Source organism: Morganella sp. BCCO 40_0007 (assembly GCF_032989665.1).
GTDB classification, from domain to species: Bacteria; Pseudomonadota; Gammaproteobacteria; order Enterobacterales; family Enterobacteriaceae; genus Morganella; species Morganella sibonii.
This window is the reverse complement of sequence record NZ_JAVBIN010000019.1, coordinates 1-17,629: the sequence shown is the minus strand read 5'-3', so window position 1 is coordinate 17,629 and position 17,629 is coordinate 1. Positions and strand designations below refer to the sequence as shown.

Here is a 17,629-nt window from a genome sequence, read left to right as displayed (position 1 = left end):
GGCCGGTGAATACCGGCCTTATTTTTTAGTCTATCCGCTTACAGTAAGTTACCGGCGGCACATCCTGTCCGGCATTTTTCGCCGGAATATAGCGATCCCAGAAATCATTAAACAACCGGAAAATCTCTTTTCGTCTGCTCAGTATTAATGTCATGGTGATCAGCACATAAACCGCACTCAGAATATCCGTCAGCGCCCATAAAATATCAGCCTGAAGGTTGGTAAATAACACAATCGGCGCCAGATAATAAACCCGGTACAGGTTTTTCGCGATTTTATTGGCTTTGGTATCCCCGAAGAAAAAGTTAACCGCTTTCTCACAGGTAAAATACATACCGATGGTCGTCGTACAGGCCAGCAGGGTAATAAATATCGCCATAAACCAGCTGCCTGCATCACCGTATGTCACTTTAAATGCCAGCGTGGTCAGGCGTGATGAAGTAATACCGGCGTAATCCACCCAGACATTGGTGGTCAGAATAGCCAGCGCCGTCACGGTACAGATAATAATGGTCAGGAAAACCTCGCCAAAACCCCAGCTGGACTGGCGGATCGGGTGATCCGTTGTTGCTGCCGCATGTGCCACAATACCGTAGCCGGTTCCGGCATCATTAGAATAAATACCCCGCGCGATCCCGAAACGGATGGCTTCCATCACGGTTGCCCCGGCAAATCCGCCGACACCGGCAGCCGGTGAAAAGGCCGATTTAAAGATCAGGGCAAATGCAGACAGGATCTGATCATAATTCATCACCAGCAGAATCACCGCGACGGTCAGATAGGTGATCGCCAGTTTCGGCACCACACTTTCCATTTTGGAGGAAATACCTTTTAATCCGCCGATGATGACACTGGCAATAAAAATAACCATCACCAGCAATGTCAGATAACTGTCGACATTAAACGCTTCTTCGATAGATGACGTTGCGGATTCACTTTGCACCAGACATGTCCACGGCCCGAGCATAAAACAGCACACCGACAATGCAACCGCACCTTTTTTCCAGCCCAGTGCATGTTCCATCACAAATGAACGGTCACAGACATATTCATCCATCGATTTTTCGTATTTGACGCGGTAACGCTGGCCGAGAATAATTTCACAGGCTTTCGTTGCGATTCCGAAAAAAGCGGAGAACCAAAGCCAGAATATCGCGCCCGGCCCACCCATCGTAATCGCGGTTGCCACCCCGCCGATACTGCCGATACCCACGGTATTCGCCAGCGCGGTACAGGCGGCGGCAAAACTGGACACCGATCCCGTACCCTGAATTTGTTCACCGGCATTTTTTTTCTTAAATAATCCGCCGTAGGTATTTTTAATATTAAAACGAAAATTAAGCTGGTATTTAAAACGGAATTTAATAGTCAGCCAGATACCGAGACTGACTAATAAAACCGGCATCGGATAAGTCCAGATAAAATCTGAAAACTGATTAATAATATTAAGAATCGTGTCCATAATGAGTATCCGGTTTAATTAAACACATCAAGTGCCTGAGTAATATCAGCAATTAAATCTTCGGCAGCTTCGCATCCGGCAGAAATACGGATAAGCCCTTCGTGCATACCAAAATCAATCAGCTGCTGCGGTGTAAATTCAGTACGGAATGCGGTCGCCGGATGCGCCAGAGAGGTACGGAACCCGCCCAGCGTGCCCAGATAGGTAATAAGATTTAAGCGGCGGATAAATTCATCGACCTTTGTCTGGTCATCAGCGACACGGAAACTGAGCATCGGACCGCAGCCCTGCAAAAACAGGGATTTCGCCAAATCATGCTGCGGATGTGAAGCCAGTCCCGGATAATTCACTTGTGCCACGCGCGGGTCGCTGCTGAGCGCCTCCGCAATACGCTGTGCATTTTCCATCTGGCGTGATACCCGCATTTCCATTGTCCGGATACTGCGCAGACAGAGCCAGGCAGTATAAGGATCACTGCATCCCCCCAGCAGGCGGGCTTTCAGCTCAATTTTCTGCATCAGTGCCTGAGAGCAGGTCACCGAACCGGCTGTTAAATCACTGTGCCCGCCGAAAAATTTGGTCAGGCTGTGGATCACGATATCCGCGCCGTGCTGCAATGGTTTGATAACAAACGGCGTTGAAAAAGTATTGTCCACCACCAGCAGGCAATCATTCGCTTTACTGATACAGGCAATAGCATCGATATCGACAACTTTAATCAGCGGGTTACTGATAATTTCGGTATACAGCATCACCGTTTCCGGCCGGACAGCCGCCTGCACCGATTCCGGTGACAGGAAATCGGCATAAGTGACTGTCACACCAAACGGAATCAGAATTAAATCAATCAGCTCAATGGTTTCACCGTAGATAGCCTCATTGACGACAATGTGATCGCCCTGTCTGAGCAGGCTCAGTAATGCCGCCGAAATGGCCGCCATCCCGGACGCCATAACAGCAGATACCTCACCGTCTTCCATCAGTGAAATTGCCGCCGATAAGCTGTCACGGTTAGGGTTTGCGGTACGGTTATACTGATACTCACCATTGCCGCTGCTGACAGCAAAATAGTGCTGTGTATCCTGCATGGCATAGGCGGTGGCCGGAAAAATAGCGGGTGCATCCGGGTGAATATGACCCGGTAAATTCATTTCCCCTGAATACAATAGCTGTGTGCGTTCTTTCATTTTTTATCCTGCTTTTTTTAACAATAAATAACAATGCGCACACCCTAAACCTTATAGCTGGAATAAGGTTAAATCCGTAATTCAGGTTATGAGAAGATAATCACAAAATTATTTCCCCGGGAAATAGTATGTTAATTTTAAATCTGATAATTTAAATAAAAGTAATTATTTTACAGGCAGCAATCATGAAGAAATATTTTACTATCGGGGAAACCGCTGCGTTATTAGGTGTCTCAACGCAGACACTGCGTTTTTATGATAAGAAATCCATTCTCAAACCCGGTTATACGGATAATGAAAACGGATACCGTTATTATACATTTGAACAATTTCATTATATCGACAGAATTAAATATCTTCAGAAAATGAATATGAACCTGAATGATATTAAAACTATTATGGAAAGCGGTGATAAAAATAAATTAACCGAATACTTAATTCAGGAAAAATCCCGTAAATTACAGCAGATGGCAGAATTAAAAAAAACCATTGAAACACTGGACTGGTATCTGGATTACTTTACCTTCACCGATAATAAACCACGTAACGGGGCTTTTTATACTACTGAATTACCGGAACGCTGGTGTCTGTTTGTTCCCTGTTATCCGGCAGATCGCCCGATTTCAAAAATGGAACTGCGGCTGGCTGAAATGAAAGCCAGACCGGAAAATCAGTCACTGGATTATCTGCGGCAGTACGCCTATGTGCTGGATTATCAAAACATTATTGAACAAACCTTCTACCCGTCGAAATACCTGATTTACTTAAAAGAAAAACCGGATTTTGATTCGCCTAACCTGGTGTGTTTACCGGCAGGATTTTACCTTTGCTGTATCTGTCATTATCTCAGTGAAAATATCGATGCAGAAATGGTTAAACGTTATTTCCACGGAAAAGAAAAACCGCGGATGGTCATTGCCAATGAATTTGAAGATAACCTGGTCAGCTATGAATCTGCGCCTTATGAACTGCAATTTTTGATTTCATAATATATTCCGTAAAAAAACGGCCTGATAATCGTGATTATCAGGCCGTGAGTTATTATATAAAAACAATATTATCTGTCGACAACAATATCCTTATTCACCACTTCCGGACCACTGTTGCCAATCATGGTGGCAAATTTCTCAACCGGGTCGGTTCGCAGTGCATAGAGACGTTTCAGGGCATACGGATTATCACCGAGGCGGACTTTTCCCTGAATAGTCGTAACGGCCATCGTCATACCGGCCTGCTGTGCGGCATCCATAGCATCCTGATTATATGCCCCGAAAGGATATGCCAGATAGTGCTGCTGCGGATTCAGTTTCGCCAGCACGCGCTGTGAACGCTGGTAATCCAGCAGGAGCGTATGTTCTTTGCGGCTGAAAATAATCGGGTTTTTGCGGTTATCGAGACGATGTAAGAAATGAGTATGTGACTGAATATCAAATACATCCCGTGACTGCATCAGTTCCGGCCAGCACATAAACTGCAATCCGTCCGGTGCCCATTTCTGTGGCTTCGATTTCACCCGCGAGGAAATCACAAACAGTGTGGCCTTCTGGTCATTCTGTTTCAGGATCGGATAAGCATAGCGGTACACCGATTTCAGACCATCATCGAACGTCAGCGCGACCACTTTCCCCGGCAGGTTATTTTCTTTCGCCAGATAACCGGCCACATCATCAAGAGAAATTGTCCGGTAACCGGCCTGCTTCAGATAGTCCATCTGCGCCTTAAACGCTTCCACTGATGTTGTGGTTGAAGTATGGCGGAAGTTTCTGTTTTCACTGTCTTTCAGGATATGGTGATACGTCAGGATCGGGATACCTTTATCCAGTTCCACATCCGGTAAACGGATATAGGCCAGCCTGTCCGCCAGACGGATCGTCAGCCAGACAACTTTTTCACCTTCCCGGTTTTCTCTGACCATTTTAGCCAGTACCGGATAACGCAGATCACCAAACAGGGTGGCAACCGGGGATACCGAATCATCCGGTGTGCCGAAAACAGGGGTGTTACTGATAGTGATCAGATAGTCATAGATCGGATTATTCAGCTCATTCAGCGTATCCAGCGGCGGCACGACTTTAGGTTTTTTATCTGACAGATACTCACTGCCGATAAAACCGCGGTCATTACCAAATTGTAACTCGCGGAATTCCCCTTTCATCGGGTAAATATAAAAACCGTGTGACGGATTCAGTTCGGCAACGCCCTGCATCGTACCGGCAACCGGTGCAAAAATGACCTGTGGCTCTTTTACCTGGATCAGTACCGGCGGTTCATCTTTCAGTAACCATTCCTGTGAATCTGACGGGATTTCCGCGGCCCGGCTGATACCGGTGACGGAGAATAAAACCATAATAATAAACAATGCGTTGCGCATAATATGCCCATTTACTTACGGTACTGCACAAAAAAGCCCTCCTTAAAAAGGAGGGCTGTTCAGTCAGTTACATCGCTGTATCACTTACTCTTTGCTGCCACCGAAGCCGGCGTTCAGAAGCTCAGCTAAGTTAGCTGTTGCTTCATCAGCGCTGACCTGCTGTGGTGCTGCATCGGCAGTTTCTGCCAGATGGCGGCGGCGGATACGATCCTGGTGGTACGCGAAACCGGTACCGGCCGGGATCAGGCGACCCACGATGACGTTCTCTTTCAGACCGCGCAGTTCGTCGCGTTTACCCGCAACGGCCGCTTCGGTCAGAACGCGGGTGGTCTCCTGGAACGATGCCGCAGAGATAAAGGACTCTGTTGCCAGAGACGCTTTGGTGATACCCAGCAGATCACGTTCGAAGGTTGCAGGGATTTTACCTTCCTGCTCCAGCTGACGGTTTGCCACTTTCACGCGTGCATATTCAACCTGCTCACCTTCGAGGAACTCAGAGCTTCCCGCAGAGGTGATGGTGACTTTACGCAGCATCTGACGAACGATAACTTCGATGTGTTTATCGTTAATCTTAACGCCCTGTAAGCGGTAAACTTCCTGGACTTCGTTCGCGATATAACGGGCAACCGCATTCACGCCACGCAGACGCAGGATATCGTGCGGTGATTCCGGACCATCGGATACGACGTCACCACGTTCAACCATTTCACCTTCAAACACGTTGAGCTGACGCCATTTCGGAATCATCTCTTCGTATGGATCGCTGCCGTCGATTGGTGTGATCACCAGACGACGCTTACCTTTGGTCTCTTTACCGAACGAGATGATACCGCTGATTTCAGCCAGGATAGCAGGCTCTTTCGGACGACGCGCTTCGAACAGGTCAGCAACGCGCGGCAGACCACCGGTAATATCCTTGGTACCGACAGATTCCTGCGGGATACGTGCCAGCGTGTCACCGGCATTGATGGTAACACCATCATCCAGCTGAACAATCGCTTTACCCGGCAGGAAGTAAGCAGCAGGCATATCAGTGTTCGGGATCAGGACGTCGTTACCCTGTGCATCGATAATTTTCAGTGCCGGACGCATTTCTTTCGCACTGGCGGTACGTTCTGCAGAATCCAGAACAACCAGTGAGGACAGACCGGTTAATTCATCAGTCTGACGGGTAATGGTCTGGCCATCGTGCATGTCGGTAAAGCGGATAACACCGGATACTTCACTGACAACCGGCATGGTATGCGGATCCCAGTTAGCGACCGTTTCGCCACCGTTAACGGCTTCGCCATCACCTTTGGAAAGCTGGGCACCGTAAGGGACTTTATAGCTTTCTTTGGTACGGCCGAATTCATCGATCAGACGCAGTTCAGTGTTACGTGAAGTCACCACCAGTTTACCGGCAGTGTTACCGATAAGCTTCGCGTTGAACAGTTTCACTGTACCTTTGTTACGAACCTGAATGCTGGATTCCGCAGCAGCACGGGATGCCGCACCACCGATGTGGAACGTACGCATCGTCAGCTGTGTACCCGGCTCACCGATTGACTGTGCAGCAATAACACCAACGGCTTCGCCTGAGTTGATGATATGACCGCGCGCCAGGTCACGACCGTAGCATTTCGCACACACACCGAAGTCAGTTTCACAACTAACCACAGAGCGGACTTTCACGCTGTCGACTGAGTTTTCTTCTAACAGGTCACACTGTTTTTCGTGCAGCAGGGTGTTACGCGGGATAAGAATATCCGCAGTACCCGGCTTCAGAATGTCTTCAGCAGCCACACGGCCTAATACGCGGTCGCGCAGAGGTTCTTTAACATCACCACCCTCGATAACCGGGGTCATGACGATACCTTCGTGCGTACCACAGTCATCTTCAGTGATGACGAGGTCTTGTGCCACGTCAACCAGACGACGGGTCAGGTAACCGGAGTTTGCTGTTTTCAGTGCGGTATCCGCCAGACCTTTACGCGCACCGTGGGTTGAGATGAAGTACTGGAGTACGTCAAGACCTTCACGGAAGTTCGCGGTGATTGGCGTTTCGATGATGGAACCATCCGGTTTCGCCATCAGACCACGCATACCGGCCAGCTGACGAATCTGTGCGGCAGAACCACGCGCACCGGAGTCGGCCATCATAAAGATACTGTTGAAAGAAACCTGCTGTTCTTCTTCGCCGTCGCGGTTAACCACGGTTTCAACAGACAGGTTTTCCATCATCGCCTTGGCAACACGTTCGTTGGCCGCGGCCCAGATATCGATAACTTTGTTATAACGTTCGCCGGCGGTAACCAGACCAGACTGGAACTGCTCCTGGATTTCGGCCACTTCCGCTTCTGCTTCCGCGATGATCCCTGCTTTTTTCTCCGGAATAACCATGTCATCGATACCAACGGATGCACCTGAACGGGCAGCGTAGGCAAAACCGGTGTACATGATCTGGTCAGCAAAGATAACGGTCGGCTTCAGACCCAGAATACGGTAACAGGTGTTCAGCATTTTGGAGATTGCTTTTTTACCCAGCGGCTGGTTAACCAGTGAGTAAGGCAGACCACGCGGAACGATACGCCATAAGATGGCACGGCCGACAGTGGTATCAATCATGCTGGTACGCTTGGTGACATTACCTTCGCCGTCTTTCACTTCTTCAGTGATACGGACTTTCACACGGGCATGCAGAGACGCATGACCGGCGCGGTATACACGCTCAGCTTCTGTTGAACCGTTCAGTACCATGCCTTCGCCTTTGGCGTTAACACAGTCACGGGTCATGTAGTACAGACCCAGAACAACGTCCTGAGAAGGTACGATAATCGGATCGCCGCTTGCCGGTGACAGGATGTTGTTGGTGGACATCATCAGGGCACGGGCTTCGAGCTGCGCTTCCAGGGTCAGAGGGACGTGAACCGCCATCTGGTCACCATCGAAGTCGGCGTTATATGCCGCACAAACGAGCGGGTGCAGCTGGATAGCTTTACCTTCGATAAGGATTGGTTCAAACGCCTGAATACCCAGACGGTGAAGTGTCGGTGCACGGTTCAGGAGAACCGGGTGCTCACGGATAACTTCATCCAGGATATCCCATACAACCGCTTCTTCGCGCTCAACCATTTTCTTGGCAGCTTTGATGGTGGTAGCAAGACCACGCAGTTCCAGCTTACCGTAGATGAACGGTTTGAACAGTTCCAGTGCCATTTTCTTAGGCAGACCGCACTGATGCAGACGCAGGTAAGGACCTACGGTGATTACAGAACGACCGGAATAGTCAACACGCTTACCGAGCAGGTTCTGACGGAAACGACCCTGTTTACCTTTGATCATGTCTGCCAGAGATTTCAGCGGACGCTTGTTAGAGCCGGTAATTGCACGACCACGACGGCCGTTATCCAGCAGCGCATCCACGGCTTCCTGCAGCATACGTTTTTCGTTACGTACGATGATGTCAGGTGCAGCCAGATCCAGCAGGCGTTTCAGACGGTTGTTACGGTTGATCACACGACGGTACAGATCGTTCAGATCTGATGTCGCAAAACGACCACCATCGAGCGGAACTAACGGACGCAGATCCGGTGGTAACACCGGCAGCACTGTCAGGATCATCCACTCAGGTTTGTTACCTGACTGAATGAAGGCTTCCAGCAGCTTGATACGCTTGGTCAGTTTCTTACGTTTGGTTTCTGAATTGGTTTCATTCAGTTCTTCGCGCAGGTTTTCGACTTCCTGTTCCAGATCCATTGCTTTCAGCAATGCCTGGATGGCTTCCGCACCCATTTTCGCGTCGAACTCATCACCGAACTCTTCCAGAGCGTCGAGATACTGTTCTTCTGTCAGGATCTGGCTGCGTTCCAGGCTGGTCATCCCGCCTTCAACAACAACATAAGATTCAAAGTACAGAACACGTTCGATATCACGCAGCGGCATATCCAGCAGCAGGCCGATACGGGACGGCAGTGATTTCAGGAACCAGATGTGTGCGGTCGGTGATGCCAGTTCGATGTGACCCATGCGCTCACGGCGCACTTTAGTCTGAGTCACTTCAACACCACACTTCTCACAAATCACACCACGGTGTTTCAGACGTTTGTACTTACCGCACAAACATTCGTAATCTTTTACCGGCCCGAAGATACGCGCACAGAAAAGCCCGTCACGCTCAGGTTTGAACGTACGGTAGTTAATGGTTTCCGGCTTTTTCACTTCACCAAATGACCATGAACGAATCATGTCAGGTGAGGCCAGACCAATTTTGATCGCATCAAACTCTTCGGTCTTGGTTTGCGCTTTCAGAAACTTTAATAAGTCTTTCACGAAATGGCTCCTGTCGGAGTTAGACCTGTGAGACAAACGGTAATTTGTCTGTCCCTTAAACCAGATTTACTGGTGCTGCCCGTGTACCACGGGCAGCCACAACGGTAATTACTCGTCTTCCAGCTCGATATTGATACCGAGGGAACGGATTTCTTTCAGCAATACGTTGAAAGATTCCGGCATTCCCGGCTCCATCTGATGACTGCCGTCGACGATGTTTTTGTACATCTTCGTACGACCGTTAACGTCATCCGATTTCACAGTCAGCATCTCCTGGAGGGTGTAAGCTGCACCGTATGCTTCCAGTGCCCACACTTCCATCTCCCCGAAACGCTGACCACCGAACTGCGCCTTACCACCCAGCGGCTGCTGGGTAACCAGGCTGTAAGAACCGGTAGAACGTGCATGCATCTTGTCATCAACTAAGTGGTTCAGTTTCAGCATGTACATATAGCCGACGGTAACCTGACGCTCGAACTGCTCGCCGGTACGGCCATCAAACAGTGTGATCTGACCGGAAGTCGGTAAGCCACCCAGAGTCAGTAATGCTTTGATTTCCTGCTCTTTCGCACCATCGAATACTGGTGTCGCTGTCGGCATACCTTTTTTCAGGTTGTCCGCCAGGCGCAGAACTTCTTCATCACTGAAGGTGTTCAGATCCACTTTCTGACGCGGGTCGTTACCCAGGTCATAGGCTTTCTGGATGAATTCACGTAATTTCGCGACTTCCTGCTGCTCTTTGATCATCTGGTTAATTTTGTCACCGATGCCTTTCGCAGCCATACCCAGGTGGGTTTCCAGAATCTGACCGATGTTCATACGCGATGGTACGCCCAGCGGGTTCAGTACGATGTCAACAGGGTTACCTTTTTCATCGTATGGCATATCTTCGATAGGGTTAATTTTAGAGATAACCCCTTTGTTACCGTGACGACCCGCCATTTTATCACCAGGCTGGATCTGACGTTTAACAGCCAGATACACTTTAACGATTTTCAGCACGCCCGGTGCCAGATCATCGCCCTGAGTGATTTTACGGCGTTTCGCTTCCAGTTTCTTGGCGAACTCAGATTTCAGTTCGTCATACTGCTCTGCCAGCTGTTCTAACTGATTCTGTTTTTCTTCATCAGTCAGAGCCAGTTCTAACCAGCGCTCGCGCGGCAGTTTGTCCAGTTTGTCAGCTTCCATGCCGCCGTTGATCAGAACGGAACGGATACGGCTGAACAGACCGGCTTCCAGAATCTGGAGCTCTTCGGTCAGGTCTTTCTTCGCGTCACGCAGCTGCATCTCTTCGATTTCGAGAGCACGCTTGTCTTTTTCCACGCCATCGCGGGTAAAGACCTGGACGTCGATAACAGTACCGGAAACACCGTTCGGTACGCGCAGAGATGAATCTTTCACATCTGACGCTTTTTCACCGAAGATAGCACGCAGCAGTTTCTCTTCCGGGGTTAATTGTGTTTCACCTTTAGGTGTCACTTTACCGACCAGAATGTCGCCGCCTTTCACTTCCGCACCGATATACACGATACCGGATTCATCCAGTTTGGAGAGCGCTGCTTCACCCACGTTAGGGATATCGGCGGTGATCTCTTCAGGCCCCAGTTTGGTGTCACGGGACACACAAGCCAGTTCCTGGATGTGGATGGTGGTGAAACGGTCTTCCTGAACAACACGCTCGGATACGAGGATGGAGTCTTCGAAGTTGTAACCGTTCCATGGCATGAATGCCACGCGCATGTTCTGACCCAGTGCCAGTTCGCCGAGGTCAGTTGACGGACCATCAGCCAGCACATCACCGCGTTCAACCGGCTCGCCCAGCGATACGCAAGGAGTCTGGTTGATACAGGTGTTCTGGTTAGAACGGGTATATTTGGTCAGGCTGTAGATGTCGATGCCCGCTTCGCCGGCATACATTTCATCTTCATTAACCTTGATAACGATACGTGATGCGTCAACGTACTGAACCATACCGCCGCGTTTGGCTACGGCTGTAACACCGGAGTCAACCGCTACCGCACGTTCCATACCGGTACCAACCAGCGGCTTATCAGCGCGCAGAGTCGGAACGGCCTGACGTTGCATGTTCGCACCCATCAATGCACGGTTGGCGTCATCGTGTTCCAGGAACGGGATCAGGGATGCACCGACAGAAACCACCTGCTGGGTGGATACGTCCATGTACTGAACCTGATCACGGCTGAATAAGCTGGATTCACCTTTATTACGGCAGGTGATCAGTTCATCAACGAAGTGGCCATCGTCATCTAATACGGTGTTTGCCTGTGCAATGATGAAGTTGCCTTCTTCGATTGCAGACAGGTAATGAATTTCATCGGTAACAACATCGTCACGCACTAAACGGTACGGGGTTTCCAGGAAACCATATTCGTTAGTCTGTGCATAAACAGATAAGGAGTTGATCAGACCGATGTTCGGACCTTCAGGGGTCTCGATAGGACATACGCGGCCGTAGTGAGTCGGGTGAACGTCTCGTACTTCGAAGCCGGCACGCTCACGGGTCAGACCACCCGGGCCTAATGCTGAGATACGGCGTTTGTGCGTGATTTCTGACAGCGGGTTGTTCTGGTCCATAAACTGGGACAGCTGGCTGGAACCAAAGAACTCTTTAACGGCAGCAGAAATCGGCTTGGCGTTGATCATATCCTGAGGCATCAGGTTATCCAGATCACCCAGGGACAGACGCTCTTTCACCGCACGCTCAACACGGACCAGACCGACACGGAACTGGTTCTCTGCCATTTCACCGACAGAACGGATACGACGGTTACCTAAGTGGTCGATATCATCCACTTCGCCGCGGCCGTTACGGATGTCGATGAGTTTCTTCATGACATCAGTAATGTCCTGCTGGCTCAGGATACCGGTACCGTCAGAGTCATCACGACCCAGTGAACGGTTGAACTTCATGCGGCCGACCGCAGACAGATCATAACGATCTTCAGAGAAGAACAGGTTCTCGAACAGATTTTCAGCAGCTTCGCGGGTTGGCGGCTCACCAGGACGCATCATACGGTAGATTTCTACCAGTGCGCTTAAACGATCGTTGGTCGGGTCCACACGCAGGGTTTCTGACATGTAGGCGCCGTGATCCAGGTCGTTGGTGAACAGCGTTTCAATGGTTTTGTGACCGGACTGGCTCAGACGCGCCAGCAGATCCAGTGACATTTCCATGTTCGCTGCACAAATTAATTCGCCGGTCGCTTCATCGATGTAATCACGTGCAACCACTTTGCCTGCGATATATTCAACAGGAACTTCAATCTGGCTGACTTCGTCTTTTTCCAGCTGACGGATATGACGGGCAGTGATACGACGGCCTTTCTCAATATAAACTTTACCGTTCGCTTCGATATCGAAGGACGCGGTTTCACCACGCAGACGCTCAGGAATGAGGGTCATGGTCAGTTTATTATTGCGGATTTCAAAGGTGGTCTTCTCGAAGAACAGATTCAGAATGTCTTCGGTGCTGAAATTCATCGCACGCAGAATGATCGATGCCGGTAATTTACGGCGGCGGTCAATACGGACAAATAAGTTGTCTTTCGGATCGAATTCGAAGTCCAGCCATGAACCACGGTAAGGAATGATACGTGCGTTATACAGCACTTTACCGGAAGAGTGTGTTTTACCTTTGTCACTGTCAAAGAACACGCCCGGGCTGCGGTGTAACTGAGAAACGATAACACGCTCAGTACCGTTGATAACGAACGTTCCGTTTTCGGTCATGAGCGGAATCTCGCCCATGTAAACTTCCTGTTCTTTAATATCTTTAACTGTGCCTTCCGGTGCTTCACGCTCGTAAACAACCAGACGCAGTTTTACGCGCAGCGGTGCGGAAAAGGTAACGCCGCGGATCTGACATTCTTTAACGTCAAATACCGGCTCACCCAGACGGAAGCTGACATATTGCAGTTCAGCATTACCACTGTAGCTCTGAATCGGGAAAACGGAACGGAACGCGGCTTCCAGGCCGTTCTGACCGTCCGGATCGAGTTCAATGAATTTCTGGAATGAATCCAGCTGGATAGAAAGGAGATAAGGTACATCCAGCACTTGCGGACGTTTACCAAAATCCTTACGAATACGTTTCTTCTCGGTATAGGAGTAAACCATAGGGTTCCTCAGCTCGCTTGATCAGTGACCCGGCCTGCCCGTATTAACGGACAGTCGCTACAACTATCTAATTTGGACAGAAAATTGAACATTTTCTGTTAATACCCATTGCTATTACTCTTAAATCATTTCATTGCGCTGCTGACTACCGAGCTACCCGAGCGAATCGCAGTCATAAACACAGTATATTAAGTCGTCAATAGCAAAAAGTATTCGGAGAGTTTGCGGGTGTCAGATAACACAACTGTTACCCCGAAAACACACGCATGCGCATTAGCGCAAAAAGGCTGGTGACCAATAAGTCACCAGCCATCAGCCATTTTCAGGCTGCTACTGCAAAAAGTGGCTTATTTAACTTCAACTTCTGCGCCAGCTTCTTCCAGAGATTTTTTCAGAGTTTCAGCTTCATCTTTGCTCACACCTTCTTTCAGTGCAGCAGGTGCGCTTTCAACTAAATCTTTAGCTTCTTTCAGGCCCAGACCAGTTGCGCCGCGAACAGCTTTGATTACTGCAACTTTGTTAGCGCCGGCAGCTTTCAGAATAACGTCGAACTCAGTTTTCTCTTCAGCAGCTTCAGCAGGACCCGCAGCAACTGCTACAGCAGCAGCAGCAGAAACGCCGAATTTTTCTTCCATCATGGTGATCAGTTCAACAACGTCCATTACAGACATTTCAGCAACTGCGTCCAGGATTTGTTCTTTAGTGATAGACATACGATATGTTCCTAAAATTCAGAATAAGTTTATACGTTAAAAAGCAACGAAGAAAAGAAAGGGCAATTAAGCTGCTTCTTTCTGATCGCGTAACGCTGCCAGAGTGCGAACCAGTTTGCCTGCAGAGGCTTCTTTCATGGTTGCCATCAGGCGCGCGATTGCTTCTTCGTAAGTCGGGAGTGTTGCTAAACGATCGATATCTTTCGCTGCAATTAACTCACCTTCAAAGGCTGCGGCTTTAATCTCGAATGCAGGGTTCGCTTTCGCGAATTCTTTGAACAGACGAGCAGCAGCGCCCGGATGTTCATGAGAAAATGCAATCAAGGTAGGACCGACAAATACGTCTTTCAGGCACTCAGAAGAGGTACCTTCAACAGCACGACGCAGCAGGGTGTTACGTACTACACGTACGGTAACGCCAGCTTCGCGACATGCTTTACGCAGACCGGTCATTTTATCTACAGTTACACCACGGGAATCCGCGACAACTGCAGACAGCGCGCCTTTGGCAACTTCGCTGACTTCAGCAACAATCGCTTGTTTGTCTTGAAGATTTAATGCCATTAGCTTCTTGCTCCTGGTTTAGCCGGGTATACAACCCCGGAACTCACTTCACTCAGCACCGGAAGGTGGAGAGCGCTAAAACACGGTGAGCAGAATACTCGAATAAAATTCTTGTGGCTCTGTCACCGTCTACGCAGGAAAATTAAGTAATCACTTACACCTGCGGTCTTGGACGGGGCCCGGAAAAGGCCGGGCTCCAACCGAAATTCTGAGCTGTTCCTGATTCCGTGATAATTTCACAAATCAAATACAGCAAACATTGGGCGTCAGATTCTACAGAAACCTGCCCCCAATGTAAAGTGCTTATTATCAGCAGATATTAAGCAGCAGCAGTCAGACCAGACTGGTCGATTGCAACACCCGCACCCATGGTGGTAGACAGGCTGATTTTCTTGATGTACACGCCTTTCGCTGAAGATGGTTTTGCTTTTTTCAGCGCAACCAGCAGAGCTTCCAGGTTTTCTTTCAGTTTATCAGTATCGAAATCTACTTTACCGATGGTAGTGTGGATGATCCCGTTTTTGTCGTTACGGTAACGAACCTGACCTGCTTTAGCGTTGTTCACAGCTTCAGCAACGTTAGGAGTTACAGTACCAACTTTCGGGTTTGGCATCAGGCCGCGCGGCCCTAAGATCTGACCTAATTGGCCAACAACGCGCATTGCATCCGGAGATGCGATAACAACGTCGAAGTCCATTTCGCCGGCTTTGATTTTGTCAGCCAGGTCTTCCATACCAACCAGTTCTGCGCCTGCAGCTTTAGCAGCTTCAGCGTTAGCGCCCTGTGCGAACACAGCTACGCGGACAGAACGACCGGTACCGTTCGGCAGTACAGTTGCACCGCGGACGTTTTGGTCAGATTTACGAGCATCGATACCCAGGTTGACAGCAACGTCAACGCTTTCAACGAATTTAGCAGTTGCTAATTCTTTCAGCAGGGCTACGGCTTCATTGATGTCGTACTGTTTGGTAGCATCAACTTTTTCACGGATATTGCGCATGCGCTTGGTCAGTTTAGCCATCGATTAACCCTCCACTACCAGGCCCATGGAACGAGCAGTACCTTCGATAGAACGCATCATAGCTTCTACATCGGCACCAGTCATATCCGCTGCTTTAGTCTCAGCAATCTCACGAACCTGAGCAGAAGTAATTTTACCTACTTTCTCTTTGTTCGGTTTGCCGGAACCAGATTTCAGACCTGCAGCTTTCTTCAGTAAAACTGCCGCTGGCGGAGTTTTAGTGATGAAAGTGAAAGAACGGTCAGCGTAAACGGTAATAACAACCGGGATTGGTAAACCTTTTTCCATGCTGTCTGTTTTGGCGTTAAACGCTTTACAGAATTCCATGATGTTCACACCCTGCTGACCCAGTGCCGGACCAACCGGTGGACTAGGGTTCGCCATACCAGCTGAAACCTGCAGCTTGATATAGGCTTGTACTTTCTTAGCCATTTAAAAAATCCTCAATGTGGGTAATAGCGCCGGTTATCCCGGCTCCCCTATGAATACAGGCCCGCGTGAAAACGCGAACCCCTGAAAAACAAAAGGCGCGAAATTGTAGATAAATTTCCCGCCCTTTGCAAGTCCGGAAAAGAAACCGTTACGGTTTTTCGACCTGACTGAAATCCAGTTCGACCGGTGTTGCACGACCAAAAATAGAGACTGATACCTTGAGGCGGCTCTTTTCGTAATCGACTTCTTCAACCACACCGTTAAAGTCTGCAAACGGACCATCGGAAACGCGGACCATTTCGCCCGGTTCGAACAGCGTTTTCGGACGCGGCTTATCACCCACCTGCTGCAGGCGGTTCATAATCGCATCAACTTCTTTATCGCTGATCGGTGCGGGACGATCGGATGTACCGCCGATGAACCCCATTACACGCGGTACATTACGTACCAGATGCCAGGATGCATCGTTCATCGCCATCTGAACCAGGACATAACCCGGGAAGAATTTGCGCTCACTTTTGCGGCGCTGACCGCTGCGGATCTCGACGACTTCTTCCGTTGGCACCATGACTTCGCCAAATGAATCTTCCATCCCGTTGATTTTGATATGTTCACGCAGAGACTGCGCAACCCGGCTCTCAAATCCGGAGAAAGCCTGGATGACATACCAACGTTTTTTAGGAGAATCCGACATCTTTAGAACCTCAGAAGGATGTTATATAGGAAACAAGACGGACAAGGATACCATCAAGGCCCCATAACACTAACGACATAACTGCTGTGACAGCCGCAACGATAAGTGTTGTATGCAGTGTTTCCTGACGTGTAGGCCAGATCACTTTACGCATTTCAACCCGTGCTTCGCGGGCAAAAGTCAGTGTCGCTTTGCCTTTCGTTGTCCACAGTGCAATACCACCGGCTAATGCGATGACGACAACGACTGCCAGCGCACGCAGCGCAAGATTAAATTCGCGGAAGTAGTAGTTCCCGCCGATGGCAGCGATCAGCAGAACTGCGACCACTAACCATTTGGCAATGTCAGCACCACGGCCGTTTTGTTGAGCTTCGCTATTCGCACTCATAAACCAACCTGTAACCATGAAATAAAAAAGTCAGCCGGACTGCCTCGCGGTTGCAAAACAAATCAGACCAAAATTAAGGACAGATGCAATTGTATCTGACTTGGCGTCATAATCCAGCATGAGTTTCGTATTCTTCGAGATACTCACCATTCGTTGCGTGAGAGCCTATCTCACCAGTAGTTGATGATCAACTAGTGATGAGATAGGTTCTTCATAAGACAACGCAGAAAAAGGGCATCATTTGATGCCCTTTTTAGGATTATTACATCCGTAATTAACCCAGAACTTTCGCTACAACACCCGCGCCAACGGTACGGCCGCCTTCACGGATTGCGAAACGCAGACCTTC

Annotated in this window: 13 protein-coding genes; 1 reads left to right on the top strand and 12 read right to left on the bottom strand. The window is 49.3% G+C overall.

Annotated elements, in window-relative coordinates:
- Positions 1-25: 25 nt before the first annotated feature.
- Together R5268_RS18510 and R5268_RS18505 are read right to left on the bottom strand one after the other, a co-directional pair.
- Entirely contained in the window at positions 26-1,462 is a 1,437-nt protein-coding gene (locus tag R5268_RS18510; protein WP_046895357.1) for an alanine/glycine:cation symporter family protein, read from the bottom strand.
- Between the two features lie 14 nt (positions 1,463-1,476).
- On the bottom strand, positions 1,477-2,649 hold the full coding sequence (locus tag R5268_RS18505; RefSeq protein WP_317420390.1) for an aminotransferase class I/II-fold pyridoxal phosphate-dependent enzyme: 1,173 nt from the start codon (positions 2,647-2,649) through the stop codon (positions 1,477-1,479).
- Between the two features lie 185 nt (positions 2,650-2,834).
- On the opposite strand from R5268_RS18505, the gene R5268_RS18500 reads away from it, so the two are divergent.
- Positions 2,835-3,638, top strand: coding sequence for a MerR family transcriptional regulator (locus R5268_RS18500; protein ID WP_052926950.1), 804 nt, complete (start codon positions 2,835-2,837; stop codon positions 3,636-3,638).
- 68 nt (positions 3,639-3,706) lie between these two features.
- Here R5268_RS18500 and R5268_RS18495 read toward each other — a convergent pair whose 3' ends face one another.
- From R5268_RS18495 to R5268_RS18450, 10 genes are all read right to left on the bottom strand, one after another.
- Positions 3,707-5,020, bottom strand: a complete 1,314-nt coding sequence (locus R5268_RS18495; protein WP_317420391.1) for a polysaccharide deacetylase family protein — start codon at positions 5,018-5,020, stop codon at positions 3,707-3,709.
- Between the two features lie 84 nt (positions 5,021-5,104).
- On the bottom strand, positions 5,105-9,331 hold the full coding sequence (gene rpoC / locus R5268_RS18490) for a DNA-directed RNA polymerase subunit beta' (RefSeq protein ID WP_107680699.1): 4,227 nt from the start codon (positions 9,329-9,331) through the stop codon (positions 5,105-5,107).
- A 108-nt stretch (positions 9,332-9,439) separates the two neighbouring features.
- On the bottom strand, positions 9,440-13,468 hold the full coding sequence (gene rpoB / locus R5268_RS18485) for a DNA-directed RNA polymerase subunit beta (RefSeq protein ID WP_107680700.1): 4,029 nt from the start codon (positions 13,466-13,468) through the stop codon (positions 9,440-9,442).
- Positions 13,469-13,815: 347 nt separating this feature from the next.
- A complete protein-coding gene (gene rplL, locus R5268_RS18480; protein ID WP_004242306.1) occupies positions 13,816-14,181 on the bottom strand; it encodes a 50S ribosomal protein L7/L12 in 366 nt (121 codons plus the stop codon).
- A gap of 66 nt (positions 14,182-14,247) precedes the next feature.
- On the bottom strand, positions 14,248-14,745 hold the full coding sequence (rplJ, locus tag R5268_RS18475; RefSeq protein ID WP_004242307.1) for a 50S ribosomal protein L10: 498 nt from the start codon (positions 14,743-14,745) through the stop codon (positions 14,248-14,250).
- A 319-nt stretch (positions 14,746-15,064) separates the two neighbouring features.
- A complete protein-coding gene (gene rplA / locus R5268_RS18470; protein ID WP_046893914.1) occupies positions 15,065-15,766 on the bottom strand; it encodes a 50S ribosomal protein L1 in 702 nt (233 codons plus the stop codon).
- Positions 15,767-15,769: 3 nt separating this feature from the next.
- On the bottom strand, positions 15,770-16,198 hold the full coding sequence (rplK, locus tag R5268_RS18465) for a 50S ribosomal protein L11 (RefSeq protein WP_107680701.1): 429 nt from the start codon (positions 16,196-16,198) through the stop codon (positions 15,770-15,772).
- 148 nt (positions 16,199-16,346) lie between these two features.
- Complete coding sequence (gene nusG / locus R5268_RS18460; protein ID WP_004238483.1) at positions 16,347-16,892, bottom strand: transcription termination/antitermination protein NusG; 546 nt, start codon at positions 16,890-16,892, stop codon at positions 16,347-16,349.
- 10 nt (positions 16,893-16,902) lie between these two features.
- Positions 16,903-17,280: a preprotein translocase subunit SecE gene (gene secE, locus R5268_RS18455; protein ID WP_004238482.1), complete on the bottom strand. Its 378-nt coding sequence runs from the start codon at positions 17,278-17,280 to the stop codon at positions 16,903-16,905.
- 274 nt (positions 17,281-17,554) lie between these two features.
- Positions 17,555-17,629, bottom strand: a 75-nt coding sequence (locus R5268_RS18450; protein WP_168381270.1) for a hypothetical protein, incomplete at its 5' end; no start/stop codon positions are given.

What these genes read in the sequence shown, in the direction of transcription:
- rpoB (WP_107680700.1), bottom strand. Translation starts at nt 13,468, where the DNA reads ATGGTTTACTCCTATACCGAGAAGAAACGTATTCGTAAGGATTTTGGT.
- nusG (WP_004238483.1), bottom strand. Translation starts at nt 16,892, where the DNA reads ATGTCGGATTCTCCTAAAAAACGTTGGTATGTCATCCAGGCTTTCTCC.
- rplJ (WP_004242307.1), bottom strand. Translation starts at nt 14,745, where the DNA reads ATGGCATTAAATCTTCAAGACAAACAAGCGATTGTTGCTGAAGTCAGC.
- R5268_RS18510 (WP_046895357.1), bottom strand. Translation starts at nt 1,462, where the DNA reads ATGGACACGATTCTTAATATTATTAATCAGTTTTCAGATTTTATCTGG.
- R5268_RS18505 (WP_317420390.1), bottom strand. Translation starts at nt 2,649, where the DNA reads ATGAAAGAACGCACACAGCTATTGTATTCAGGGGAAATGAATTTACCG.
- secE (WP_004238482.1), bottom strand. Translation starts at nt 17,280, where the DNA reads ATGAGTGCGAATAGCGAAGCTCAACAAAACGGCCGTGGTGCTGACATT.
- R5268_RS18495 (WP_317420391.1), bottom strand. Translation starts at nt 5,020, where the DNA reads ATGCGCAACGCATTGTTTATTATTATGGTTTTATTCTCCGTCACCGGT.
- R5268_RS18500 (WP_052926950.1), top strand. Translation starts at nt 2,835, where the DNA reads ATGAAGAAATATTTTACTATCGGGGAAACCGCTGCGTTATTAGGTGTC.
- rplL (WP_004242306.1), bottom strand. Translation starts at nt 14,181, where the DNA reads ATGTCTATCACTAAAGAACAAATCCTGGACGCAGTTGCTGAAATGTCT.
- rplA (WP_046893914.1), bottom strand. Translation starts at nt 15,766, where the DNA reads ATGGCTAAACTGACCAAGCGCATGCGCAATATCCGTGAAAAAGTTGAT.
- rplK (WP_107680701.1), bottom strand. Translation starts at nt 16,198, where the DNA reads ATGGCTAAGAAAGTACAAGCCTATATCAAGCTGCAGGTTTCAGCTGGT.